This window comes from Streptomyces sp. NBC_00988 (assembly GCF_045162645.1).
GTDB lineage: Bacteria > Actinomycetota > Actinomycetes > Streptomycetales > Streptomycetaceae > Streptomyces.
Genome location: NZ_CP108730.1, coordinates 12,046,055 through 12,071,418, shown reverse-complemented (window position 1 = coordinate 12,071,418; position 25,364 = coordinate 12,046,055). Strand labels below are relative to the sequence as shown.

Sequence of the window (25,364 nt, the reverse complement as noted above, 5' to 3'; positions counted from 1 at the left end):
CGTGGGTGGTGGTGGCGGAGTCCGGCCCGGGAGAGCGGGCCGGACTCCGTCACCTGCTCGTATCCGTCAGCCGGCGGCGAGCTGGTTGATCTCGGTGGTGTTCAGGGCCCGGTTGTAGAAGTGGACGTCGTCGATCTGGCCGTTCGTCCAGTCGACCTGGTAGTCGTTCCACCAGGCGCTGCCGATCTGCGTCGGGCCGACCGCCTTCCACGCGGAGGAGAACGCCGTGCTCGCCTGGAGGGTGCCGTTGACGTAGAGGGAGATCGTCGACGCGCTGCTGTCGTACACGCCGACCACGTGGTACCAGGTGCCGGTGGAGGGCGTGAGGCCGGTGACCGAGGTGAGGGTCGAGGTCGTCGAGTCCGATCCGCGCTCGGCGAAGGCGAACTTGCCGCCCGTCAGTTGCAGGTAGAAGGGGCTGATGAGGCCGCCGTCGACGCTGACGAAGGTCTGGTTGCCGCTGACGCTGTTCAGCTTCACCCAGGCCGCGACGGAGTAGCTCGCGCTGGTGTCCACCGGTGTCACCGGGATGTTCACCTCGGTGCCCGCCGTGCCGTCCAGGCTCACGGCGTTGCCGCCGACCTTGCCGCTGCCGGCCCACGCGGCGGCTCTGTTGAGGCCGCCCCACGCGCTGTTCCCCATGAAGTCCGAGGTGTTGGAGCCGGTGCCCTCGTCGAGTTCGTAGTCGGCGGTGGCGTTGGTCGCCAGGGCCACGGCCTCCTGGCGGTTGAGCGCCTTGCTGAACATGCGTACGTCGTCGATGGCGCCGTTGGTGAAGTCGACGGCGTTGCCGTTCCACTTGGCGCGGCCGATCACCGTGTGGCCGGTGGCCTTCCAGGGTGAGGAGAAGGCGGTGGTGCCCTGGAGGGTTCCGTTGACGTACAGCGCGATGGTGTGGGCGGTGTTGTCGTAGACGCCGGTCAGGTGGTACCAGGTGCCGGTGACCGGGGTGCCGCCGGTGACCTGGGTCGCGGTCGAGCTGGTGGAGTCGCTGCTTCGCGTGGTGAACGCGAAGGTGCCGCCGGTGAGTTGGAGGTAGAAGGGGCTGATGGAGCTGCCGTCGATGCTGGCGATCGTCTGGTTGCCGGTGAGGCTGTTGAGCTTCACCCAGGCCGAGACCGAGTAGCTCGCGCTGGTGTCGATCGCGGTGGTGGGTACGTCGACGTAGCTGTTGCTCGCGCCGGTGAGGCTGACCGCGTTCGCGCCGACCTTGCCGGTGGTCCAGGACGCCCCGGACTGCAGCGTGCCGGTGTTGTGGTCGTTGGTGGTGTCGGCGGCGGTGGTCCCGGTGCCCTCGTCGAGGTTCCAGCGGGCGCCGTAGCTCGCTGTCGGTGTCACACCGCTGCCGTTGTACGCGCCGATGTTGGGTGCGGCCGTAGCGGAGACGGTGTTGCCGAAGTAGTCCAGGCCGCCGTTGCCCGACACCAGTACGCCCGCGCCGATGGCGGGTGAGCCGGGCTGGAGTTTGTAGGCCGCCGCCGAGCTGAGGCCCGAGCTCGCTCCACCGGGGGCGACGAGCTTCGGGTCGGTCGTCACCTTGTTGGCGTCGGTGGGTTCACCGCTCGCGTGGGTGCCGTAGAAGAGGTTGTGGCTCCAGGTTCCCGAGGAGGAGTAGCTGCCCCCGGATCCCGCGTTGTAGATGAGGTTGTTGGAGAAGGTGATGTTGTTCGCCGCCGGTGTGCCGGCGTCGACTCCGCCGTTGTCTCCGGGGCCGAGGTAGATGGTGTTGTTGTAGACCTGTGCGGTGCCGGTCGAGACGACGCCCTCCAGCGTCGGCAGCACCGAGCTGATCGATCCGTCGTTCTGGCTGATGTTGTAGCGGACGATCGAGTTCTTGGCGCCGAAGGTGGAGCTGCAGCAGTACTCCTGGAACCCGAACGGATTGTCGTGGGTGTAGTTGTACTGGATGATCGTGCCGGTGTTGTCATGGTCGATGTCGAACGCTTCGCCGTCCCAGAGGGCGCGCCACTGGCGGGAGATCTCGTTGTTCTGCCAGATGCCGTTGTTGTTCAGCGCCATCCAGAACCCGGCGCCGGAGAAGCGATAGCCGCTGTTGGTCGCCACGTTGTTCTGGACCAGCGGGTTGTCGCAGTACACGCAGACGACGTCGTTGCCGCCCAAGTCGGTCATCGTGTTGTTCTGGATCACGACGTTCGACGTCAGGATGCCGTGCCCGGTGCCGTTGAGGGAGCCGAGGTAGATGCCGCCGGCGTCGACCTTGGTGAGGGTGTTGCCCTGGAGCAGCACGTCGTCCCAGCCGTTGGTGCTGTTGTTGTCGTTCAGGTTGAACGCGATACCCGACGACGTGCTGGGCTGCGGCCCGGCCCCCCAAGTGCCCTTCACGTCATGGATGTTGTTGTTGAGGATGTGGATCCCGTGCAGGATCCCGCTGGTGTCGTTCTGGAGCTGGATGCCGCTGCGGACCGCCGCGGTCGTGGTCGTGTTGGTGATCTCCAGGTTCTGGATCGTCCAGTACTGCTGGCTGTCGAGGTAGACCGCCGCGTCGGCGCCCCCGCCGCCGATGATCGGCGCGGCACCGGAGCCGTAGTTCGACACCACGATCTGGTTGCCGCTGGCGCCGGATCCCAGAGGGTGGAGTTCGCCGGTCCAGGAGCCGCCGTCCTGGAAGAGGATCTGGTTGCCGGCGGTGAAGGTCGTCGCGTTGACGTTGGTGAGCGTCTTCCACGGAGTGCTGCTGGTGCAGCCGTCGTTGCTGTCGCTGCCGCTGGCGGACGAGACGTAGTAGGTGGTGCAGGTCGTCGCCGCGGACGCGGTCGTGGCCGGTGCCACCAGGACACCCAGGACGCCTGTCGCGACGGCGGCTGCCGCGACGATTCTTCGGGACCAACTTCGCATGGTGCTCCTTTTCCGATCGTGCAGGGATGGGAAAAGCCGGTGCGGGAGCTGTTGGAGAGCGGGCCGACCCGCACCGGCCGCACAGGAGGGACTGTCAGCCGGTGGCGAGCGTCGTGATCTCGGTCGACGTCAGGACCCGGTTGTAGAAGTGCACGTCGTCGATCTGGCCGTTGGTGAAGTCGACCGGGCCGCCGTTCCATTCGGCGCTGCCGATCAATGTCGCGCCTGCCGCCGTCCAGGGGGAGCTGAACGCGGCGCTGCCCTGGAGCGTCCCGTTGACGTACAGCGCGATGGTGGACGCGCTGCTGTCGTAGACCCCGAGCACGTGGTACCAGGTGCCCGTACTGGCGGACGCGGTCGCCGACACCGAGGTGGCGGTGGAGCTGCCGGAGTCGGCGCTGCGGACGGCGAAGCTGAACTTGCCGCCGGTCAGCGACAGGTAGAACGGACTGACCTTGTTGGCGTAGAGGCTCGCGAAGGTCTGGGTGCCGCTCACGCTGTTGAGCTTCACCCAGGCTCCGACCGAGTAGCTCTGCCCGGTGTTGATCACCGAGGCGGGAACGTATGCCGACGTTCCGGTCGTGCCGTCCAGGCTCAGGGAGTTGCTGCCGATCCTGCCGCTGCCGGCCCATGCGGCGTCGCCCGCGAGCCAGCCGTCGGCCGTGTTGCCGAGGAGGTTGGTGACGGTCCTGCCGGTCCCCTCGTCCAGCTGGAAGTAGCCGGCCGCCCCGGTCCCCAGGGCGTAGGCCTCACGAGCGGTCAGCGCCCTGCCGACCATGCGTACGTCGTCGATCGCCGCGTTGGCGAAGTCGACGTTCGAGCCGTTCCACTTGGCGCGGCCGATCTCCGTGTTGCCGGTGGCCTTCCAGGCGGAGGAGAACGCGGTGGTGGCCTGGAGGGTTCCGTTGACGTACAGCGCGATGGTGTGGGCGCTGTTGTCGTAGACACCGGTCAGGTGGTACCAGGTGCCGGTCGCGGCGGTGGTGCCGGCCGCCTGCTGGTAGGACGCGCCCGTGGAGTCGGCGCTGCGGACGGTGAAGGCGAACTGCCCGCTGCCGTTGAGCTGGAGGTAGAAGGGGCTGATGTTCGTGCCGTCGATGCTGGCGAAGGTCTGGTTGGCGGTGAGGCTGTTGAGCCTGACCCAGGCCGAGACCGAGTAACTGGCGCTGGTGTCCACCGCGGTGGTCGGGATGTCGACGTAGCTGGTGCTGCCGCCGGTGAGGCTGACGGCGGACGAGCCGACCTTGCCGGTGGTCCAGGAGGCACCGGCCTTCAGGGTGGCGGTGTTGGCGTCGCCGGTGGCGTCCCGGGAGCTGGTCCCGCTGCCCTCGTCGAGGGGCCAGTACGCGCCGGAGGTGGCGGTGGGTGCGGCCACACCGCTGCCGTTGTACGCGCCGATGTTGGGTGCGGCCGTGGACGAGACGGTGTTGCCGAAGTAGTCCTGGCCGCCGTTGCCGGAGACCAGTACGCCCGCGCCGAGGGCCGGGGAGCCGGTCCGCAGTTTGTAGGCGGCCGCCGAGCTGAGGCCGGAGGCCGCGCCGCCGGGAGTCACGAACAGCGGGTCGGTCGTCACCTTGGCCGAGTCCGACGGCTCGGTGCCGGGATGGTTGCCGTAGAAGAGGTTGTGGGTCCAGGTGGTGCCGGTGGTCGAGTAACCGCCGGTGCCCAGGTTGTAGATGATGTTGTTCGAGAAGGTCAGGGTCCCGTTGGGGGTGCCGTCGGTGATCTCTCCGTTGTCGCCGGGGCCGAGGTACACCGTGTTGTTGTAGACCTGGGCCGTGCTTCCGGTGTCGACGCCGCTGAGCAGGGGGAACACCGCGTTCGAAGCGCCGTCGTTCTGGCTGATGTTGTAGCGCACGACCGAGGTCTTGGCCGCGAAGCCGCTGGCGCAGCAGTACTCCTGGAAGCCGAACGGGTTGTCGTGGCTGTAGTTGTACTGGACGACGGTGCCGCTGGAGTGGTTGTCGATGTCGAACGCCTGGCCGTCGACGAGGGAACGCCACTGGCGGGCCACCTCGTTGTACTGCCACTGGCCGTTCGTCGACCACGCGGTCCACAGGCCGGCGCCGGAGTAGCGGTAGCCGTTGTTCGTCGCGACGTTGTACTGGACGACCGGCGAGGCGCAGAACACACAGACGATGTCGTTGCCGCCCATGTCGGTGAGCGTGTTGTTCTGGATGACGACGTTGGTCGACGAGACGTCGTGGTTGAGACCGACGAGTGAGCCGAGGTAGATGCCTCCGGCGTCGTCGGAGGTGAGCGTGTTGCCCTGGATCAGGACGTCGTCCCAGCCGCTCGTGGTGTTGTCGTCGGTCAGGTTGAACGCGATACCGGACGACGTGCTGGGCTGGGTGCCGTCGGCCCAGTAGCCCTTGACGTTGTGGATGTTGTTGTTGAGGAGGTGGATCCCGTGCAGGATGCCGGTGGTGTCGTTCTGGAGCTGGATGCCGCTGCGGAGGTCCGCGGTCGCCGCGGTGTCGGTGATCTCCAGGTTCTGGACGGTCCAGTCGTGCTGGTTGTGCAGATAGACCGTCGCGGCGGCGCCCGCGCCGTTGAGGATGGGCGCGGCGCCCGACCCGTAGCTGGAGATCACGATCGGGGTGCCGCTCGTGCCGGATCCCTGGGGCTGGAGTTCGCCGGTCCAGGAACCGCCGTCCTGGAAGAGGATCTGGTTGCCCGCGGTGAAGGTCGTCGCGTTGATGTTGGTGAGCGTCTTCCACGGAGTGGCGCTGGTGCAGCCGTCGTTGCTGTCGCTGCCACCGCTGGACGAGACGTAGTACGTGGTGCAGGTCGTCGCCGCGTGGGCCTGCGCGGCGGGAAGGATCATCGCGCCCAGAACGGCTGTCACGGTTCCTGCGGCCGCGGCAAAGCGGCGTGGCCATCTTCGCATTGCGTTCCTCTTTGAACGTGAACGTGAACGGATGGGGCACTCGGGAAACGGGAACTCTGCGGGCGGTCGCTCAGAGGGCGGTGAGGTCCGGCTCGACCGGCTCGTCGCGGTCGCACCGCAGCTCACCGTCGACGACCCGCACCGCGGCGACCTGGATCGACGACCGGCGGCTCGGGTACGTGCCGTCGTCTCCGGCGGGTCCGCGGTCGGGGTGGGTGAAGTAGAAGACGTAGCCGGTGTCCCCCTGGACGACCACATCGGCGTGCAGGCCGATCGTGCCGTCGTCGGGGCGGGTGCCGGGGGTGTCGAGGATCAGCCCCTGGCGCTCCCAGTGCCGCAGGTCGGCCGAGCGCAGGACGCCCTGGCCGCGCCACTCGTCAACGATCATCCAGTAGTGGCCGCCCAGTTCGAAGACGTTGGGGCCCTCGTGCGGACGGTGGGTGACGGCGGGGCCGGCCGGTTTCCAGTCGTAGAGGTCGGGGCTGTCGGCCGTGTACGTGTACGAACCGTGGCGCTCGTCCTTGAACCACATACGGAAGCCACGGCCGTCCGGCAGCGGGTACACGCACGCGTCGATCACCCGGTCGGAACCCAGGTCGAGGGGCCCCACGAGGGTCCAGTCGAGCAGGTCCGTGCTCGTGTAGTGCAGGATCCGGGCGCTCCCCGTCCAGGCGTCGGGAACGCCCCGGATGTAGCTGACGTACATGTGGTAGAGCCCGTCGTGCCAGATGACCTCGGGCGCCCAGAAGGTGTTGCGGCCCCACTCGAAGTCCAGCCCGGTGAGCGTGCCCCGGTACGTCCAGGTCCGGCCGCCGTCCGTCGAGGCGGCCACGCCGAGGTCGGTGCCGTGCACCCAGGCCACGCCCGGACCGGGCGCGGTGGCGCGGCGGTTGGTGTAGATCAGCCACCATTCGCCGGCCTGCCGGTTCCAGATGACGGTGGGGTCGGCGGCCCCGTCGAGGATCGGGTCGCGGTACACGCGCTCAGCCCTTCAGTCCGGAGTTGGCGAAGCCGCGGACGTAGCTGCGCTGGGCGGCCAGGAAGAGGATGACGACGGGCACCACGTAGAGCAGCGCGCCGCCCGCGATCAGGTTCGGCAGCGGGAAGCCCTGGTTGATGACGTAGCCGTTGCCGACTCCGACGGCCAGCGTGGTGTTGTCCTGGTCGAGCAGCAGGTTCGGTGCGATGAAGTCGCCCCAGACCGTGTTGAAGGCCAGCACGAACGCCGTCACCAGCAGCGGGCGCGACAGCGGCAGGAAGATCTGCACGAAGATCCGGATCCGGCCGGCGCCGTCGATGACGGCCGCCTCCTCCAGTTCCTTGGGGAAGCTGGAGAAGAACTGCCGGTACAGGAAGATCGCGTACGGCGCTCCGGCCGTGCCCCACAGCACCCAGGGCCAATAGGTGCCCACCAGGCCGAAGTTGGCGAACAGCAGGTAGGTGGGGATCAGGGTGACGATCTGCGGCACCATCATCGTCGAGATGAGCAGGCCGAACAGCAGGTTCTTGCCGGGGGCGCGCAGCCGGGCGAAGCCGTAGCCGACGACCGCGGAGCTGAGGGTGGTGAGCAGCGCGAACAGCGCCGACAGGACCACCGAGTTGCGGGCGAACCGCCAGAACGGGATGAGGGTGACGACCTTCTTGTAGTTGCTCCACTCGAAGACTGAGGGGAGCCAGGTGTCCTCGTTGACCGCGTTGGTGGACCGCAGCGAGCTGATGACCAGTTCCGCGAAGGGCAGGACCATCAGGACGGAGACGATCAGCAGGACGGTGAAGATCACCGGGTGCTTGGGCCGCCGCTGGTGCCAGGCCGTGCGCGCCGCGGTGTTCGTGGGTGTCCGCGGGGCCACGGGGAGCTGGGTCTTCTCGTCGAGTGCCATGGCGGATCAGCCCTTCCCGGACGCGGTGGGATCGACGGCGTAGAACACGCTGCGTCCGACGAGTTTGAAGATCACTACCGTCAGGACGACGATGACCAGGAAGAACACGGTCAGCATCGCCGAGCCGTAGCCGTACCTGGAGTACGCGAAGAACTGCGAGTAGACGTCGACCATGTAGACGCGGTTGGCGTTCGGGATGTTGGTGTAGACGTCGCCGCCGCCGGTGCTGATCGGTGAGAGCAGCAGGGCCGGGACGAAGGTCTGCAAGGTGGTGATGGTGACCAGGACGGTCTGGAACAGCAGGACCGGGGAGATCACCGGGAGCGTGACGTGCCGGAAGGCGGTGAGCGCGTTGCCGCCGTCCAGCTTCACGGCCTCCAGCTGCTCCATCGGTACGGTCTGCAGGGCCGCCAGGTTGATGATGATGCCGGCGCCGACACCCCACAGCAGGACGACGACCAGGACGACGAAGGCCCGGTTGCCGGTGAGCCAGTTCACCGCGTCGGCGCCGAACATCGCCCCCACCCGGTTCGCGGCTCCGGAGTTCTGGTCGAAGACCACCTTCCAGATGAGCGCGCTCGCGACCGGGGGCACGATCGCCGGAATGTAGATCAGCGTCCGGAAGAAGGTGCGCCCGCGGACGCGTTCGTTGAGCAGTACGGCCAGGACCAGGCTCCCGACGATCGTCGTCGGGACGATGATCGCGACCAGGAGCAGGGTCTTGGACAGCGACGACAAGGTGTCCGACGAGGTGAGCACCTCGCGGTAGTTGGCCAGGCCCACCCATGGTTTGAAGACGGAGACGCCGTCCCATGCGGTGAAGCTGAGGTACAGGGCGTAGCCCACCGGGAACAGGGTCAGCGCGGCGGTGCCGATGATCCACGGTGAGAGGAAGCCGTAGAACGCCAGCGCCTCACCCTTGCTGCTGCCGTACCGGCGCCTCTTGGCCGGCCCGGCGGTCCGGACGCGTTGCAGTCGCATGACCGTGCCTACTTTCCTGCGAGCTTCTTGCCGTTCGCCAGCACGGCGTTGACGTCCTTGGTCAGCAGGTCGGCCAGGGCCGACACCGACTTGCCGCCGCCCACGGCGGCCGTGAAGTCCTTGGCCAGGGTGGTGTTCAGCGCGGTGGTCAGGGCGTAGGGGGTGGCGACCGGGATGACGGACACATAGGGCAGTTCGGCGGTCTGGACCTTGAAGGAGGCCTTCTGGAACTCGGTCTTCTGCGGCACCAGGGACAGCATCGGCTTCATCGAGGGCAGGCCGTTTCCGGCGGCGATCCGCTTGGCGGCGCCGGCGCCGCCGCAGTACCACTCCATGAACTCGAAGGCGGCACCCGGGTTCTTCGACTTGGCCGGGATCCAGTAGCCCACGGCACCGAATGAGGGGCTGACCCGCTTGCCGCCCAGCATCGGGGCCGCCGCGAACACGGTCTTGGACTGGTAGGCGGGGGCGGTGCTCGCGACGAAGCCGTTGAACCAGTAGCCCTGGCCCGCGGTCGCCTGCTTGCCGGCGAGGTACTCGGGACCGTCCCAGTCCGGGCTGGGGTTGACCGCCGAGTAGCCGACCTTCGCCTTCGCCACGTCGACCAGCCAGGTCAGGGCTCTGATCGCCTCGGGGGAGGTGAAGTCCGCGGTGCCCAGGTCCTCGGACATGATCCGGCCGCCGGCCGTCGCCACCATCGCGGCGATCTGGTCCATGCCGGGTGTCGTGGTGTACAGCCCGTACACGCTGGTCTTGCCGTGCGCCGACTTGGTGAGCTTCTTGGAGGCCTCGAACAGCTCGTCGTAGGTGATCGGCTTCGTCGGGTCCGGAGCGGTCAGCCCGGCGGCCGACCAAAGGTCCGAGTTGTACCACCACATCGCGTCCTGCGACCAGTCCTTGGCGATGCCGTAGCGGGCGCCCTTGCCCTGGGTCTTGCCGTCCCACCGCCAGCAGTTGTTGATGGGCAGGATGTCGGCGGTCTTCAGGACGCTGCTCTTGGCGAAGTACTCGTCCAGGTCCAGGGCGATGCCGCGGCTCGCAATGTACGGCGTGACGTCCGTTCCGGCGTCGCGCACCAGGTCCGGCGGGTCGCCGGCGGCCAGCATGGCGTTCAGGCGGGTCGGGTCGGTGAGGACCAGCTTGATCTTCAGCCCCGGGTACGCCTTCTCGAAGGCGGCGATCTCGGCGGAGGTGATCTCGCCCTGGGCGCTCATGATCGTCAGGGTGCCCTTCTTGGGCGACTTGACGGAGGCCGCGGAGGTCGAGGACGCGGTGCCCGAACAGGCGCTGAGGGCGGCCGCTCCGGCCACGAGACCCACGCTCTTGAGGACCGAGCGCCTGCTGAAAGCCTGTGAGTGCTGCATGGTGCCTAACTCCTTTGATAGGACCTGTTGGTGGAACCACGGGCAGAGACCGGGGTCGGCGTCACGCATGACGGCATGGCCGATCGCCCTGTGTGGGGATGTCGATGGGCGCACAGGCTGTGGGGGCGCTCAGGCAGAGATGACTCGGATGCCGGGAGCCGCCTGATGAGGCGGGCCGGCGGCGGGGCCGGCCGGCTCCGATGTCCTCGGGCGGCGGCGGGGTGACGCGGCGCGCGCGGTGCCGGACCGGCTGCTTACACGGTCAGGCGACGCTGGTGGAACTGCGGTGGCTCGTCGTGGCTAATCGGTTGCCGGGACCGTGCGGAGCGGCTGTGCGGGGGCGGTTCATACGCCCGCTCCGTCGAGCGCCGCCGCGTGTTCCCCCGGCACGGTCAGCACGGAGGCGTGCCGTATGCCGTTCGGCAGGGAGATCTCCGAACGCGTCCACCGCACCCCGTCCGGGCTGGACGCGGCGCCGTACCGGCCCTCCAGGTAGTGGTCGAAGAGCAGCACCCACTCCTCGCCCCGGCGGAAGAAGGCGGGCCCTTCCACGGGTGCCGGGCTGACCGGTCCGGTCGGCCGGGTGAAGTCCGTACCCGGCTGCGAGAACGTGGTGACCAGGATGTACTTGTGGTCCGTGGACGGGTCGTTGGTGCCGCGCTCGTCCTTGAAGGCCATCACGAACCGGCCGTCGTGGTGGGTGACGGTCGCGTCGATCACCGAGTAGCCCGGGTCGAAGAACAGCTCGGCCGGCGAGTAGCCGACGAAGTCGCTGGTCGTGCAGTGCCAGATCCGGTGGTCCTGACCGACGTTGGCGAAGTCGCGCCCCTCGGCCGTACTGCCGGCTCCCTCGACCACCGACGACCAGATCAGGTGGTAGAGCCCGGTCGCCGGATCCAGGAAGAACTCCGGGGCCCAGGCGTTGTGCGCCCCGTCGACCCCGGCCATGACCGGCAGCAGCTCCTGCTCCGACCAGGTCAGCAGGTCGGCGGAGGTCGCGTGGACGATGCTGGGACTGGTCCAGCCGTCGGTGGCCAGCAGATGGAACAGCCCGTCGGGTCCGATGCCTATGAAGGGGTCACGGAGCCTGCCCGTGCCGACCGTTCCCCGCAGGAGGGGGCGGCCTTCGTTGACGGGGCTGAACTCCTGGCCGTCCTGGCTGACCGCCAGGTGCAGCGCCTCGTCGGCGTCCGTGAAGTACGAGACCACGTACATCAGCCACGCTCGGGTGGTGCGGTGGTGCCACGGACGATGAGTGAGGTGGGCATGTGCATGTGCTCCATCACGGGGGCGTTGCCTTCGATGATCGACATGAGCGCGCGGACCGCGGTCTGCCCCATGTCGTGCAGCGGCTGGCGGACGGTGGTGACTCCGGGATACGACTGCGCAGCCTGGGGAAGGTCGTCGAAGCCGACGACCGACAGCTGCTCGGGGACTCTCAGACCCTGCTTGCGGGCGGCGTCGACCGCTCCGAAGGCGATGAGGTCGGCGCCCGTCATGATCGCGGTCGGCCGGTGTTCCTCGATGATGCGGGACGCGGTACGGAAGCCGGAGACGTAGCTGAAGTCGCAGTACGCGACCATGTCCTCGTCCACGGGGAGGCCCGCGAGCCGCATCCCGTCACGGAAGCCCTCGTACCGGACGGTGGAGCTCTCCAGGTCGAGGTTGCCGCCGATGTAGGCGATCCGCCGGTGCCCCAGGTCGATGAGGTGCTGGGCCGCGCCGCGCGTGCCCTGGTAGTTGTCGACGGTGACCCTCGGCAGGTCGACGTCGATACGGCGCGGGTCGATGATGACGGTCGGGATCTTGCGCTTGCGCAGCAGCGAGATCGTCTGGTCCTCCAGCACCGGCGCGATCATCAGCAGACCGTCGACGAGTCCACGGCTCAGGAACTCGATCCGCTCCCGTTCGCGTGAGCTGTCGTGGTAGCTGGCGTTGATCAGTGCCTCGAACTCGACGCTGGCCAGTTCGTCGGCGATCCCCCGCACGATCTCCAGCCCGTACTGGATCGTGAGGTCCAGGGTCAGCACCCCGACCAGCCCGGTCCGGCCGCCCTTGAGACCCCGGGCGGACACGTTCGGCACGTAGCCGAGGCGCTCGACGACCTCCATGACGCGCCGGCGGGTGTCGTCGGACGCTCCGGGCTTCCCGTTGAGCACGTTCGACACGGTCATCGCGGAGACGCCTGCCTCTTCGGCCACCTGCGCGATCGTCACGCGGTCGGGCACAACGCCTCCCTCATGGGCTGGGTGTTCGCGGTGAACTGGCTCACATCGCGGCTAAAGTTAACGATAAAGTAGGGCACGGTCAACGGTCGGTCGCAACGAATACGTAACGCCGAGTTCACCGGCACCTCCGGCCCGCCTTGCTTCATCGCCTGCGGGATGTGGGGTGCCGGGTGCGGGATCCGGACGACGACCGTGTACCGCGAACCGGGCCGAAGCGGGCTGTTCGTGTCCGGGACAGGCTGCGAAGCCGGGACGTCGGTGAGTGCCGGGGGCGTGGAGGGGGTTCGACGACGACCAGTAATGACTTGTCGGCCAGCGACATCAGCAGGTCACCTACTGCGTCCTCGGGCAGCACGGCACCACCGGCGCAGACCGCCTCGGCCGTCTCTGCGGTGGCCCCGCCCGGAAACACCGAGAGGCGCTCGATCAGGGTCTGCTCGCTGTCGGTCAGCAACTCCCAGCTCCAGGCCACCACGGCGCGGAGCGTCCGGTGTCGCGCCATCGCCGTCCGGTTGCCGCCGGAGAGCAGCCGGAACCGGTTGTTCAACCGCGCCGTTACCGCCTCTACCGTGAGGTTGCGCAGTCGGGCCGCGGCCAGCTCGATCGCCAGGGGCAAACCGTCGAGCCGACGACAGATCTCGGTCACTGCGGCCGTGTTCGCGGCCGTGACGGCGAATCCGGGCCGGACCATCGCGGCCCGGTCGATGAACAACCGCACGGCCGGGGTGTTCAGCACCGCCCGGTCGGCGGCCCCGGGCTCCGGGGTCGCCAGGGGCAGCACCGGACACAGCGATTCTCCGACGATGCCCAGCGGTTCGCGACTGGTAGCCAGGATCTTCAGCCAGGGACATCGGCCGAGCAGGAACTCCGCCAGCTTCGCGGCAGCGTCGAGGACGTGCTCGCAGTTGTCCAGGATCAGGACGACGTCGTGATCAGCCAGGGTCTCGACGAGCCGGCTCCGGACGTCACGGGTGGACGCCGGGCGGTCCATGATCTGTAGGTCCTGGTTTCCGATGCTGCCCAGAACCGTGGAGGCGACGTCCTGCGGGTCGGTGACGTTCTTCCACGGATCCAGCGCGGCAATGGACAACGGCACCATCGCCTTTCATGGCCTGGGTGCCTTCGGAAGCATCGTGAGCGGCAACGTGCTCGCCATCCTTCTCGGCCGCCGACACCGGCTTCTCGGAGCGTCCCGGACCTCGGGAAGGGCCATGATCGCGCTCGGAATCTTCGGCCTCGTCTCGACGGCCGCCTTCCTCGTCGTCGGTGGCTCCGGAGCCACCGTCCTCATCGGTCTCGTCGAACGCTGCGGTGTCTATCCCTGTTTGATCGGCTTCGTCTGCGCGGGCGCGTCCACCTTGAAGCGCCGCCCCCTGAACCAGATCAGCACCTGATATTGCCTGCGCTTTCCCAGACCCACGGGCGTGGACTATCCCGGGAAAGTAGGAGCGCCCAAGTGGGTCAGCCTCGATCGCTCATGAGGATCTGTCAGTTTGCTGACGGGCCCTGTGTGGTGTGACTGGTGGTGGTTTTCGGGATCCGGGCAGGCAGGCGGCCCGACTGTCGCGACGGGGGGCTCCGGGTCCCACGGCTCAGGTGGGGTTGTCCAGGCTCGTCGGGATGGTTGAGTTCGCTGAGCGGGTCGCCGTTCTCGTCCGTCTCTTCTTGGTCCATCGGCTCAGTGAAGTCCTCACCGCTATCGACGAGACGCCGCCCAGCGGAACCCACTTCATCACTCGCGTCGCCATGACCAGTCGCATGCACCTCCGCGGTGAAGGAGGCCGGCTCACGTTACGGACAAGCTGTGTGCGGCAGTGGACTGCCTTTGGGTGGCTGCTCCGAAGCGAGGTCGAGTCGGCGGGCGAGCCCGGCGACGGTCGGGTTCTCGAACAGGGCGCGGACCGGAAGCTCGACGTCCAGCTCGGCCCGTACCCTGCCGGTCAGCCGCAGGGCGAGCAGCGAATGCCCGCCCAGCGCGAAGAAGTCGTCGTCGGCGCCGACGGAGGGGACGTCGAGCATCTCGGCGAACAGCTTGGACAGGACCGCCTCCGGGCCTGCCGAAGTCACCCGGCCGGTACGTGGGGCGAGCAAGGGCGGGAGAGGGGGCGCCGTGGTCTCCGGCGGGGCGTGATCCCGGGTCGTCGGCGCATTCGGTGTGGACTCCAGGTCCGAGACCACGTGGTGCAGGGCCTCGACCAGTGCGGTGCACACCCAGTCGGTGCCGATCGACGGCAGCGCCTGGGCGACGAGCAGGAAACCGTCCGCGGAGTCGTCGACCGACAGGAAGACCGGGTAGTTCGTCCGCTCCTCGCCCGCCAGTAGCTTGACGCCCGGCACGATCTCCGTCACGCCCGGTTCCAGCACGACGGACGTGGCGTGCCGGTAGTTGAGGACGGTAGTGAACAGCGGCAGTCCGGCGTCCGCCGAACCACACCGCTGCGCCCGTGCCAGCGAGGCGTGTTCGTGGCGCATGAGCTCGGCCAGGAGCCGATGCGTGCTTCGCACGCACACGGCGACGTCTCGCGCGCCCGCCGCCACACGGACCGGCAGCGTGTTGATGAAGGCACCGATCCCTCGTTGGGCGTCCGCGCCGCCTCGCCCGGACAGCACCGTGCCGAACACCGCGTCGTCCTGGCCGGTGGTGCGTGCCAGCGCCCGTCCCCAGGCCACGTGGAACAGCGTCGCCGGCGAAACCCCCGCTGCTCGTGCCGCCCCCCGTACGCGCGCGGCCAGCTCCGTGTCGAGCCAGGTCCGTTCCTCGTCGACACCGAGGCCGTTCCCCTGCACGTCCAGAACGCCGAACGGCGCCGTTGGCCCGCTCACCCCGGCCAGCATCCGCCGGAAGAACCCGTCGTGCTCCGCCTCCTCCGCGTCGAGGACCGACCGGGCAACCACCGTGCGGTACGGCACGGGGTCCGGCAGCCGCCCGCCGGTGCCCGCCATGTGCGCGCCGATCTCGGCGAGCAGAAACTGCAACGACGTGTTGTCGTCCACCAGATGGTGCAGCAGCAGCGAGACGAGCCAGCGCCCGTGTTCCGCGTCGAACATGGTGGAGACCCGCAGCAGCGGTGCCGCTTCGAGATCCATCCGGTACCGGCGCGCGTCGACAGCGCTCGCCAGGTCCGTGACCGAGCCCGGCCCGAGCCACCTGACCGGCAGCCCCGCGCGGCGCCGCACCACCTGGACCGGCAGCGGAAGTCCCCGCCACACCACCGAGGTCCGTAGGACGTCGTGACGCTCGACGGCCTTGCGCAGTCCGTCGAGGAACGCGTCGAGCCGCTCCCGCGAGTCGACGGCCAGCAGCCCGGAGATCACGTACGGGTCACCCTCCCGCGCCAGGACATGGTGGAAGAGCATGCCCTCCTGGAGGGAGGTCAGCGGATAGATGTCCTGCACGCCCGCCGCCCCCTCCGGGACGGTGGCCAGCACCAGGTCGATCTCCCCCTGGGTCAGCTCGACGAGCGGCAGCATGTCCGGGGTGATCGCCCCGGTCCCGGGCGTCACCAGGTTCGGCGGTACCTCTGTCCCGGCGCTTGGCGCGCGGAGCGCCGGGGCGAGGCCGGCCGCGGTCGGCGCCGAGAACACGGCGCGGACGTCCAGCCGCATCCCCTGGACGCGCAACGCCTCCACCAGCTGTACCACCAGCAGGGAATGGCCGCCCAGCTCGAAGAAGTTGTCGTCGACACCCACCCGGTCGACGCCGAGAACCCGCGCGAACGTCGTGCACAGCAGTTCCTCGTCCGGCGTGGACGGCTCCCGGCGCGCGTCGTCGCGGGCTGCCGCGTAATCGGGAGCCGGCAGCGCCGCCCGGTCGAGTTTTCCGTTGACCGTGAGGGGGAGGGCGGGCAGCTCTACGAAGGCAGCGGGCACCATGTGCGCGGGCAACGCCGCGGCCACCCACGCCCGCAGCACACCGGCGCCGAGACCGCCGGTCGAGGTCATGTAGCCGACGAGACGCCGGTCGCCTGGGGAGTCCTCGCGTACCACGACGGCGGCCTCGCCGACCGTGGGGTGGGCGGCGAGCCGCGCCTCCACCTCGCCCGGCTCGATCCGGAAACCGCGCACCTTGACCTGCGAGTCGGAGCGCCCGAGGTACTCAAGACGCCCCTCACGGTTCCACCGGACGACGTCCCCGGTGCGGTACATGCGCCTGCCCGGTTCCCCGAACGGACAGGCGACGAACCGCTCCGCCGTCAGGCCCGGGCGCCCCAGGTAACCGCTCGCGAGCTGGGCACCCGCCAGATGGAGGTCGCCCGCCACCCCCACCGGCACCGGCCGCAGCCGCGCGTCCAGCACGTACGCCTCCAGGCCCGGCAACGGCGGACCGATCACGCTCGACGCCCGCGCCGAGCCGGACTCCACAGGCAGCTCCTGGCAGGTCGCGTGGACCGTCGTCTCGGTGATCCCGTACATGTTCACCAGGCGCGGCGACTGTGCGCCGTGCCGGGCGAACCACCCGTCGAGACGCGCATGGTCCAGTGCCTCGCCGCCGAGGACCACCGTGCGCAGCGCCAGTCGCGCGGGCAACCGCGGCGCCTGTTCGTCGGCGCGCAGCAACTGATAGAAGGCCGAGGGGGTCTGATTCAGCACCGTGATCCGCTCACGCACCAGCAGCGCGAGGAACCGCGCCGGCGAACGCGAGACCGGGAACGGCACGACGACGAGCCGGCCGCCGTGCAGCAGTGCCCCCCACAGCTCCCATACGGAGAAGTCGAAGGCGAACGAGTGGAACAGCGTCCACACGTCCTGCGGGCCGAACGCGAAGCGCTCACGAGTCGCCGCGAACAGACTCACGACGCTGCCGTGCGTCACGGCGACCCCCTTCGGACGCCCCGTCGAACCGGACGTGAAGATCACGTAGGCGGACTGTCGCACGTCCACGCCCGGCGTGAGGTTCGCCCCGCTCAGCCCCGCCAGCCGCTCGGCCGTCCCCGGATCGTCCGACACCACGACGGGCACCCCACCCGATACCGCACCGGCGGACGCGGCGTCGGTCACCACCAGCAGGGGCGTGGCGTCCTCCAGCAAGGAGGCGATGCGCTCCGGCGGATAGCCGGGATCGACCGGCACGTAGGCCGCGCCGGCCTTCAGCGTCGCCAGGATCGCCACCACCAGCCCGGCGGAACGCTCCAGCACCACGGCCACGCGCGTGTCCGGGCCGGCGCCCCGGGACCGCAGCAGGCGCGCGAGCCGGTTGGCCCGCGCGTTCAGGTCTCCGTACGACAGCGCCTGGGCGCCGTGCGTCAGCGCCGTCGCTCCCGGAGCGCGTGCCACCTGCGCCTCGAACAACTCCGACAGCGCCGCTCCGGACACCTTCGGCGCCGGACGGCGGCCCAGGGCCAGGACGCGGTCGCGTTCGGTGTCGTCGAGCAGTTCGGCGTCGCCCACCGGCGCGTCGGCCCCGGACCGGACCGCCCAGTCGAGCACGCGCCGGAACCTGTCGGCGTGCTCACCGACGTCGTGCGCGTCGTACCTGTCGGCGGCGGCGTCGACGACGATCTCCATGCCGTCACCGCCTCGCCTGTCGTACACGGCGAGCGACACGTCCTCCACCGGCCCGTTCGACAGGTTCCGGCCGCTGACCAGGCACCCGCCGAAGGACGTCGCCGGGTGGTCGAACGACATCACGTTCACGCGGAAGCCGGCGAGACCGCCCCGTTCGACGAGCCTCAGGTCGCGGAGCATGTCCTCGTAGCGGTACCGCTGGTGCCGCAGTCCGCGCCGCGCCGACGCCGTGACCTCCGCCGCCACCTCGCCCAGCGACATGCCTGCCTGCACGCGGCAGCGAACGGGAAGGACGTTCGAGGTCATGCCGGGTATGTGGAGCCGCCGGGCCCCCGAGCGGCCAAGCACGGGGACGCCCACGAGAAAGTCCTCCGCCCCCGTGACTCGGTGCGCGTACACCGCCGAGGCGGCGATGACCAGGCCGGACAGGCTCGTCCGCAGCCCCCTGGCCGCCCCGCGCAGTGCCTCCGACTCGGCCGGACCGATCGGGCGTCTCGCACGCAGCGTTGCCCGCGACCCGGCACCCGCGGTGCGGCGTCCCCCGAAATCGAGCGGCGCCGGCGGCTGCGCGAGTGTATCCCTCCAGTACGCCTCGTCCTCGGCGCGGTCCGCCGACGCGCGGTAGGCGCCTTCGTCCTCGAACAGGACGGAAACCGGCGCCAGCCGCCCCTCGTCCGGGTCGCCGCCGGCCGTCAACGCGTCGTAGATCTGCGCGACGCGCGCCAGGATGATCGAGGCGCTGAACCCGTCGATGGCGATGTGGTGGCACCGCTGGTAGCAGAAGTAGTGGTCGTCGCCGGCGGTGAGGAGCGCCGTGGTGAAGAGCGGGCCCTCCCGGAGATCCGTGGGGCAGCCCATGTCGGCCCGCATCCACTCCTCCGCCGCCGCACGTGGGTCGGCCTCGGCGCTGACGTCCACCCGGCGCATATTCCAGTCGTCGCGGTCCCCCACGACCTGCCACACGTCCGCGCCGTCACCACCGAACCGCAGATGGAACGCGTCGACCTCGCGCAGTGTCCTCCGCAGTGCTTCCTCGAACGCGGTGAGATCCAACGGGCCCCGGAACTCGAAGTACTCGCCGATGTTGTAGCGAGGGTCGTCGGGGGCCAGCTGCTGGGCATGCCAGATCCCCAGCTGCCCGGCCATCAGGTCCGACCGGGTTTCCTCGCGCTCCGCCATGAAAATGTCCCTCACGGTCGCGTCACCACCGGCACGGTGTCGTCTCCCGGCACGACCGACACGACGCGCATACCGATTCCTCGGGCGTGGTAGATGCAGGTGTCATCGCCCCAGAGGCGAGCCTCGGCGAGCGCGTAGCACCCCCGGGTGTCCTCGCCGACCTCCAGGATCTCCAGTTCCACCCTGATCAACCGGTTGGCCGGGGTGATCTGACCTCGGTACTTCCAGATCACCTCGTGGTCGAGCATGACGGGCTCGAACCGGGGATGAGGTACACCCGCGGTGAGCCCTCGCTCGATCAGATAGAACTGGAGCAGCTGGCACATGGCCTCGATTCCGAGTGAACCCGGTTGAACCGGGTCCTGGAAGAAGTGCGCCTTGAAGAACCACTCGCCCGCGTCCACGTCCTTCTCCGACCGCAGCCGCCCCAGCCCCGCGCTGCCTCCTTCCGGCCAGTAGCCGGTGATCCGGTCGAGCATCAGCAGCATGGGGCCGGGCAGCCGGGCAGGGCCGTCGAAGTACCGGGCGGGACTCGTCCTCAGATCGACCGTGTGGTCGCAGGGAGCCTCCAGACGGGCCCGGTCGCCCGAAGAGACGGGGAGTCCGGTCTGGTCGTCGAAGGCCGACGACGGGAAGTACCCGAACACCGTCGACAGGGCGAAGACCTCTTCGTCGTCGGCGAAACACCGCACCGCGAACGACGCGATGATCATCTCGCCGCTCCGCGAGAGAGTGGTCAACTCGGCCCGGGTGCGCACGGTCCCGGTCGTCGGCGTGACCTCACCGGTGACCGTTCCCGTCCCGTCGAGGTTACGGAAGAGCAGGTCGATCTCGGTGGTCATCGGGCTGCCGACGTAGCAGGCCAGCCACCCGCACGGTTGCAGCGCGATCTCCATGAGCACGGCGAACGGCATGACCGCGCCGCCGTTCTGCTCGAAGTACCACGCCTGGTCGGGCACGTCGTACTCGGCGACCACGCTGCTGCCCTGCCGCATGGCGCCCTGCGCCCCGTCCACCGAGACGATGCGGCTCATGAAGTGGTAGGGCGGCCCGGGCAACCGCGCGATCCTGCGCGTGCCGTCGAAGGCCTCGGCCGCGGCGCCGAACGCCTCGCTCGGCTTTCCCCACGCACACGCCAGCAACGAGGGGTAGTCGAAAGCGAACCCGTCGGACACGGCCACCGGCTTGGGCTCGCGGTGGCTGACCAGTCCGCCGAGGGAGGCGAGCGGTACCGGGGTGCCGCTGGTCTGCTCCGCGTGCCCGCCGAGCTGCCGCCAGTGCGACAGCGGCCGGTCCGGCACCAGTTGGAGCGCGATGTTCTGGCCGTGGAACGCCTTGATTCCGTCGACGGTGCCCAGCACGTCGGCGTACAGGGTCGGCACCGGGCCGGCCAGGACACCGTGCACGAACACCTCGTACACGACCCGCTTACTGGCCGGGGTGGCCTGCCCTCGGCAACGGGCGGTGTAAGGCCGCCCGCCGGCCAGCTCAAAACGCCATCCGTCCCTGGCGACGGTGAAACCCATGGCCGTCAGGTAGAAGGCCATCGCCTGGAGGCCGCCCTGGAACATCAGCGTTCCCGGCATGCAGGGGTCGTTCTTGAAGTGCCCGTCGAAGAACCAGTCGTCCGGCGAGACGGGGGTCTCGGCGCGCAGGTAGCCATGTCCCCACGGCCCGCCGTCCGGGTCGAACTCGGTGACCTCGTGCAGGAACAGCAGCCGGCCGTCGTCGATACGAGGTGAACGCACATGCGCCCTGGTCGCCTCCCAGCCGGGGCCGAAGCAGTCCGCCGGCCGTCCGCCGGCGAAGGCCAGCACCTGCTCGGCGGTGAAGCTCGACGCCGCGCCGCGCACCGCCGGGGCGTCGAGGGGGACGTCGTCGGCCGGTGAGCGGTCGGCGGGATCCCAGCGCACTCCGTCGGTGTTGTCGAGCTCGGCCCTCGTGAAGAAGCCCGCCTGTCCGTTTCGGACGCTCAGCCGGAGCTCGTCGCCGACGTAGCAGTCGTAGTGGAAGAAGAACAGGCGGACACCGTCGTGCTGGGCGTGGCGGTCGATGTGGATCTCGTAGCGCAGCGTCTCCCCCGCCTGGGGCTGGCTGCCGTGGTAGGTCAGCTCGCAGCCGAGCAGCCGGTAGGCCCGCTCGCCGCGGTTGACCAGGTCGATGCCGAGCCAGCTGATCAGCAAGAGGTCCGCCTGGCCCGCCTCGATCATCAGGCCCGCCGGAATCCGTCCGGTGGCGTCGAGATACCAGCTGTCGAGGCGGACGTCCGTCTCGGTCCAGATCGTGCCGGTGGCGCACGTAGGGCCGATCTCGGCCAACACCGCGGGTACGGCGTCGATTCCGGTGACCCGGTCGGCGAGGAGCATCGGCGGCTCGGGCATCCTGGTCTGCACCGGGTACTCGTCCTGCGCGGTGAACTTCGGACCGAACAGGGTGGAGATCCGCCCTGCGGCGAGGTGTTCCAGTGCGATCCGATCGAACTTCGGCCCTGGCAAGGACTTCGGCGCCGGGGAACCGATGGGGGTGACCGGCGGCGCAGCGACCGGGAGCACCGGCGGCGTGGTTCCCGCCGCGGCGTTCACCAGTGCCGTGAGGATCTGGGCTCTGGTCTGCAGGAACCTTTGGTGCGACTGCATGTGCTGGGCGACGACGTCCTGGTGCAGCGCGATCACGCGGTGGCTGTGCTGGGCAACCAGCGCACGCATGTCCGCCGGCTGCGACACGGCGGTGGCTTCGGGGGCAGGGGTGGGGGTGGGAACGGTGGGGGCGATCTCGGCTGCCAGGGCCGGGGCCAGTTGGGGAGCCCTCGGCATGAGCACCACCGGTTGTTCGACGGACGGCAAGCTGATCTCCCGGTGTGCGGGCGACTTGATGGTGGGTACGCCCTTTTCCTGTACGGGTGCGACCGCCCGGAGCTGTTCGAAGAGGGCGTCGGCGCGGATGGGCACGCCGGCGACGACGAGTTCGGCCACGGCGAGGCACAGCTGCCGCAGTCCCCTGCCCTGCGGGGCGTCGAGCGCGACGGCCACGTGCTCGCGGTCGCCGAGGATGCGCTTGATCCACCCCCTGCACAGGCCACGGGGTCCGTGCTCGACGAAGATCCGGACTCCGTCGGCCCACGCCCGCTCGATCGTGCCTGCGAAGTCGATCGTGCCGACGCCCTGCGCGGTGACCGCGTCAGCGGCCCGCTCGGCCGTGGGGGTATACCAGTGAGTGGTGGCCTCGCTGTAGAACCGCACCCCCGGCACGTCGGTGGTGGGACGGTGGTGGAGGTTCCACCACCGGTCGCGGACCTCGGCCAGTTCAGGGGCGTGAGCGGCCAGGTCGTAGTCGATCGGAATGACGTTGGCGGCGCCGAGCCGCGCCATGACGACGCCACAGGCCCGCGACTCGCCGCCGACCACGCATACGCCGGGGGCGTTGATCGCCATCAGGTGAACCGCACGTTCGTCCCCGAGTTCGGCGCGGACTCGGTCGAGAGGTGCGGTGACCAGGTAGCTCGACCAGTGATCACCCTGCACGCCGAGGCGTTCCCACGCACGGCGTACCGCCCGAAGTTCACCGGTGAGGTCTCTGGTGAAAAGGCCGCTCTCCCGGGTTTCCCGCTCCAGGTCCGCGACGTCCTGCCACGCCCCCAGAGCGACGAGGGCGGCCGATTCACCGGACGAGTAGCCGATGGCGGCATCCGGTTTCAGTCCGAGTAGCCCTCGGGTGAGTTGGGCATGGAGAGTGGCCAGTTGGGCGGCCCCCCAGATCTGGTCGACCACCGCCGGCTCCGGTCCGGACTTCAATCGCATGGCCGTTGCCCCGAACGCGGCCGTGACGGCCTCGCCGAGTGAGGGCAGGGCCAGCATCACCTCGCGGCCCATGCCCGGGTAGGCGGCCGAGCCGTTGGTGAACACGAATCCGATCTGCCCCGGCACCGGTGTGTCCCGGTAGAGCACGCCGGGTGGTCTGACGCCGCCGTCTGCGAGCCAGCGGCGGGCGGCGTCTCGCTGCGACGAGTGCGGGCTGTCGGCCACCAGGGCCAGCCGTGCGGGACCGTCGGAGGACTCGACTCCGGTCTCCAGCGCGGCCAGGACCTCCTCTCGGTCACGGCCGGAGAAGACGTGCAGCCGTGGTGCCGGTCCGGTCATCCAGGGCTCGGCGTCACCGGCCCGCAGGCGGACGCTCGCCGGTGGGGCTCCCAACGGCGACACCGTGACGGCCGCGGTACGCAGACCCGGATCGGGCTCGGCGGACCCTCCCGCCTTCGGCATCGCGCGATGCCGAAGGGCGATCGCCGCGACCGCGACCCCGAGCAGTCCCTGAGCGGCATGAGCACGACCGAAGAGCCCGGCCGGATCGAACCCGGCGTCCGCGCCGTCACCGACGACCAGGTCCGGCTCGGCGGCGGGTTCGTCATCGAGCACGGCGAGCACGGCATCGCCGTCCCGGCGGGCGTCTGCGAGGCGCTTGAGAACGACCACCACGGCGGCGTCCCCCGGAGTGGCTTCACGTCCGAGCTCACGCAGTGCCGCCTGGTGGACCGGTTCACAGGACAGGTCCACAGCGCCGACGAGCGCGGCGTCGGTCTCGCCGGTCCTGAGGGCGCGTGCCGCGATGTCCAGTGCCACCAGGCCGGACGCCTCCTCGGCCGACACAGTGAACCCGGGGCCGGCCAAGTCCAACTGGGTGTTGATCCGGTTCGCCACGAGGTTGGGCAGGCTTCCGACGATCCACTCCGACGCCATCGGCGGAGCGAAGGCGTCACGCAGCCGGGCGACCAGTCCCGGGTCGGCGCGGATCCCGGCCTCTTCCAGCCACGACGGCACCCGCCAGCGCGCGGTCGCGGTGGCGACCTGCACGTCCACACCCATCCCGACGAGCACCATGGTGCGCTCGCGTGGCAGGGCGACGTCCGACGCCGCTTCCCGCGCGGCCTCAAGCACCAGAAGCTGCTGCGGACCGGCGTCTTTCACCGCCAGCGGAGGGAAGCACAGACCCGGCAGCGCCACCTCGACGTCCGTCGCCGGACCGCGCCGCTCGCCGTCGAGCACCGCGCGGCGGAAGTCCGCGGCGTCGGGCCCGCTCCCGACGCGGGCTCCGATGGACACGATCGCCACCGGCCCACCGGGAACCCGCGGGGGCGGCGCCGTCGCCCGGGCGCGGGCAGCGCCGTCCCACGCATCGACGATCAGATGGGCGTTGGCGCCGCCGAAACCGAACGCGCTGACCGCGGCACGGCGAAGCCCGTGCCACGGCTCGGACGCACCCAGTACGCGCAGCGGCGTGCCGTGCAGCTCGGCTAGGGGCTCCTCGGCGGCGAGCGTCGCCGGACGGATGCCCGCCCGCATCGCGCCGAGCACCTTCAGCAGCCCACTGGCGCCGGCGGGCGCCAGCAAGTGCCCGAGGTTGGACTTCACCGAACCGATGGGAACGTCGGCGCTGTCCGCGAAGACGCGTGACATGCTGCGGGCTTCCACCGCGTCCCCGACCGGTGTCCCCGTCGCATGGCACTCGACGAGCGAGACGGTTTCCGGTGCGAGACCCGCCCTGGCGTACGCCAGGCGCATCGCCCTCTCCTGACCCTCCTCCGCCGGACTGAGCAGCCCACGGCCGCGTCCGTCGTTGGACAGCCCGATCCCCCGGATCACTCCGAGAACGGGCGCTCCAGCGGCGAGCGCGTCCCCCAGCCGCATCAGGGCGACGAATCCGGCACCCTCGCCGTGCAGCAATCCGTCGGCGTCCCGGTGGAAGGGACGGCTGCGGCTGGTCCGGCTCAACGCGGACAGCCCGCAGAACCCCACGTGCAGAAACAGGTTGTCGACCCGGTTGACCGCTCCGGCCACCATCACGTCCGCCGTACCGTCGTGCAGGCGGTCGCATGCCAGCTTGATCGCGTACAACGACGACGCGCAGGCCGCGTCGAGCGCGAACGCCCCCGCCCCGAGCCCCAGTGCCTTGGCCGCGAAGTGCGCTGGAAGCCCCGAGGAGAACCGGTTGCGCGCGTCTGGCCTGGCCTGCCGCCCCCCGGACAGCAGGGACGGCTCCCCGCCGGACAGCCACACGTGCTCGGCGAAGGCGGTGCCCGCGCTCGTCGGGTAGGACAGGTTTCCCAGCACCAGTCCGGCGCGTGGCAACGGCCCGTCGTGTCCGGCCTCCCGCAACGCCTGCCGGGCACCGTCCAGCACCCAGTGGAACAGCGGGTCCAGACCCATGATCTGTTCGGGGTCCACGAGAAACCCGTTCGGGTCGAACGCGGCGTCGAAGCCCCGCACGTAGCCGCCGACGTCGGTCCAGGAACGGTCGAGGTGGTCGTCGACGGTTCCCATGGCCCACCGGTGCGGCAACCGCCACCGGCCGTCCGGAACCGGCGAGAGACTGCACCGGCCCGCGGCGATGTTGTCCCAGAACGTGTCCGGGTCGAGCGCGTCGGGGAACACGCACCCCCGGCCGACTATGGCGATCGGTTCGAATCCCATACCAGTTCCCGTACCAG

General features: G+C 69.6%; 12 protein-coding genes. 1 reads left to right on the top strand and 11 read right to left on the bottom strand.

Annotated elements, in window-relative coordinates:
- Nucleotides 1-66: 66 nt before the first annotated feature.
- From OG496_RS54220 to OG496_RS54180, 9 genes are all read right to left on the bottom strand, one after another.
- Nucleotides 67-2,856, bottom strand: coding sequence for a LamG domain-containing protein (locus OG496_RS54220; RefSeq protein WP_405976365.1), 2,790 nt, complete (start codon nucleotides 2,854-2,856; stop codon nucleotides 67-69).
- 94 nt (nucleotides 2,857-2,950) lie between these two features.
- Entirely contained in the window at nucleotides 2,951-5,704 is a 2,754-nt protein-coding gene (locus tag OG496_RS54215; RefSeq protein ID WP_405976364.1) for a LamG-like jellyroll fold domain-containing protein, read from the bottom strand.
- 112 nt (nucleotides 5,705-5,816) lie between these two features.
- Nucleotides 5,817-6,725 carry a glycosyl hydrolase gene (locus OG496_RS54210; RefSeq protein ID WP_405976363.1) on the bottom strand — a complete coding sequence of 303 codons (909 nt, stop codon included), beginning with the start codon at nucleotides 6,723-6,725 and terminating at the stop codon, nucleotides 5,817-5,819.
- A gap of 4 nt (nucleotides 6,726-6,729) precedes the next feature.
- Nucleotides 6,730-7,626: a carbohydrate ABC transporter permease gene (locus OG496_RS54205; RefSeq protein ID WP_405976362.1), complete on the bottom strand. Its 897-nt coding sequence runs from the start codon at nucleotides 7,624-7,626 to the stop codon at nucleotides 6,730-6,732.
- A gap of 6 nt (nucleotides 7,627-7,632) precedes the next feature.
- Nucleotides 7,633-8,607 (bottom strand): carbohydrate ABC transporter permease, encoded by a 975-nt coding sequence (locus OG496_RS54200; RefSeq protein WP_405976361.1) that lies wholly within the window; start codon nucleotides 8,605-8,607, stop codon nucleotides 7,633-7,635.
- Between the two features lie 8 nt (nucleotides 8,608-8,615).
- Nucleotides 8,616-9,971, bottom strand: a complete 1,356-nt coding sequence (locus OG496_RS54195) for an ABC transporter substrate-binding protein (RefSeq protein ID WP_405976360.1) — start codon at nucleotides 9,969-9,971, stop codon at nucleotides 8,616-8,618.
- Between the two features lie 345 nt (nucleotides 9,972-10,316).
- The gene (locus OG496_RS54190; protein WP_405976359.1) at nucleotides 10,317-11,186 is read right to left on the bottom strand and encodes a glycoside hydrolase family 43 protein; all 870 of its coding nucleotides are present in this window, start codon (nucleotides 11,184-11,186) and stop codon (nucleotides 10,317-10,319) included.
- Nucleotides 11,186-12,199, bottom strand: coding sequence for a LacI family DNA-binding transcriptional regulator (locus OG496_RS54185; RefSeq protein ID WP_405976358.1), 1,014 nt, complete (start codon nucleotides 12,197-12,199; stop codon nucleotides 11,186-11,188). Before OG496_RS54185 ends, OG496_RS54190 begins: the two co-directional genes overlap by 1 nt.
- 142 nt (nucleotides 12,200-12,341) lie before the next feature.
- The gene (locus OG496_RS54180) at nucleotides 12,342-13,289 is read right to left on the bottom strand and encodes an ATP-binding protein (RefSeq protein ID WP_405976357.1); all 948 of its coding nucleotides are present in this window, start codon (nucleotides 13,287-13,289) and stop codon (nucleotides 12,342-12,344) included.
- Between OG496_RS54180 and OG496_RS54175 the strand changes: the two genes are divergently transcribed.
- Nucleotides 13,282-13,593, top strand: a complete 312-nt coding sequence (locus OG496_RS54175) for a hypothetical protein (protein ID WP_405976356.1) — start codon at nucleotides 13,282-13,284, stop codon at nucleotides 13,591-13,593. The two genes, OG496_RS54180 and OG496_RS54175, sit on opposite strands and share 8 nt — an antisense overlap.
- 397 nt (nucleotides 13,594-13,990) lie before the next feature.
- On the opposite strand, the gene OG496_RS54170 is transcribed toward OG496_RS54175, so the two are convergent.
- Together OG496_RS54170 and OG496_RS54165 are read right to left on the bottom strand one after the other, a co-directional pair.
- Nucleotides 13,991-18,898 (bottom strand): amino acid adenylation domain-containing protein, encoded by a 4,908-nt coding sequence (locus OG496_RS54170; RefSeq protein WP_405976355.1) that lies wholly within the window; start codon nucleotides 18,896-18,898, stop codon nucleotides 13,991-13,993.
- Complete coding sequence (locus OG496_RS54165; protein ID WP_405976354.1) at nucleotides 18,895-25,347, bottom strand: beta-ketoacyl synthase N-terminal-like domain-containing protein; 6,453 nt, start codon at nucleotides 25,345-25,347, stop codon at nucleotides 18,895-18,897. Before OG496_RS54165 ends, OG496_RS54170 begins: the two co-directional genes overlap by 4 nt.
- Nucleotides 25,348-25,364 lie beyond the last annotated feature (17 nt).

Bases quoted from the DNA above. Each gene is read 5' to 3' on its own strand.
- OG496_RS54205 (WP_405976362.1), bottom strand. From the start codon at position 7,626: ATGGCACTCGACGAGAAGACCCAGCTCCCCGTGGCCCCGCGGACACCC.
- OG496_RS54220 (WP_405976365.1), bottom strand. From the start codon at position 2,856: ATGCGAAGTTGGTCCCGAAGAATCGTCGCGGCAGCCGCCGTCGCGACA.
- OG496_RS54195 (WP_405976360.1), bottom strand. From the start codon at position 9,971: ATGCAGCACTCACAGGCTTTCAGCAGGCGCTCGGTCCTCAAGAGCGTG.
- OG496_RS54200 (WP_405976361.1), bottom strand. From the start codon at position 8,607: ATGCGACTGCAACGCGTCCGGACCGCCGGGCCGGCCAAGAGGCGCCGG.
- OG496_RS54165 (WP_405976354.1), bottom strand. From the start codon at position 25,347: ATGGGATTCGAACCGATCGCCATAGTCGGCCGGGGGTGCGTGTTCCCC.
- OG496_RS54190 (WP_405976359.1), bottom strand. From the start codon at position 11,186: ATGTACGTGGTCTCGTACTTCACGGACGCCGACGAGGCGCTGCACCTG.
- OG496_RS54175 (WP_405976356.1), top strand. From the start codon at position 13,282: ATGGACAACGGCACCATCGCCTTTCATGGCCTGGGTGCCTTCGGAAGC.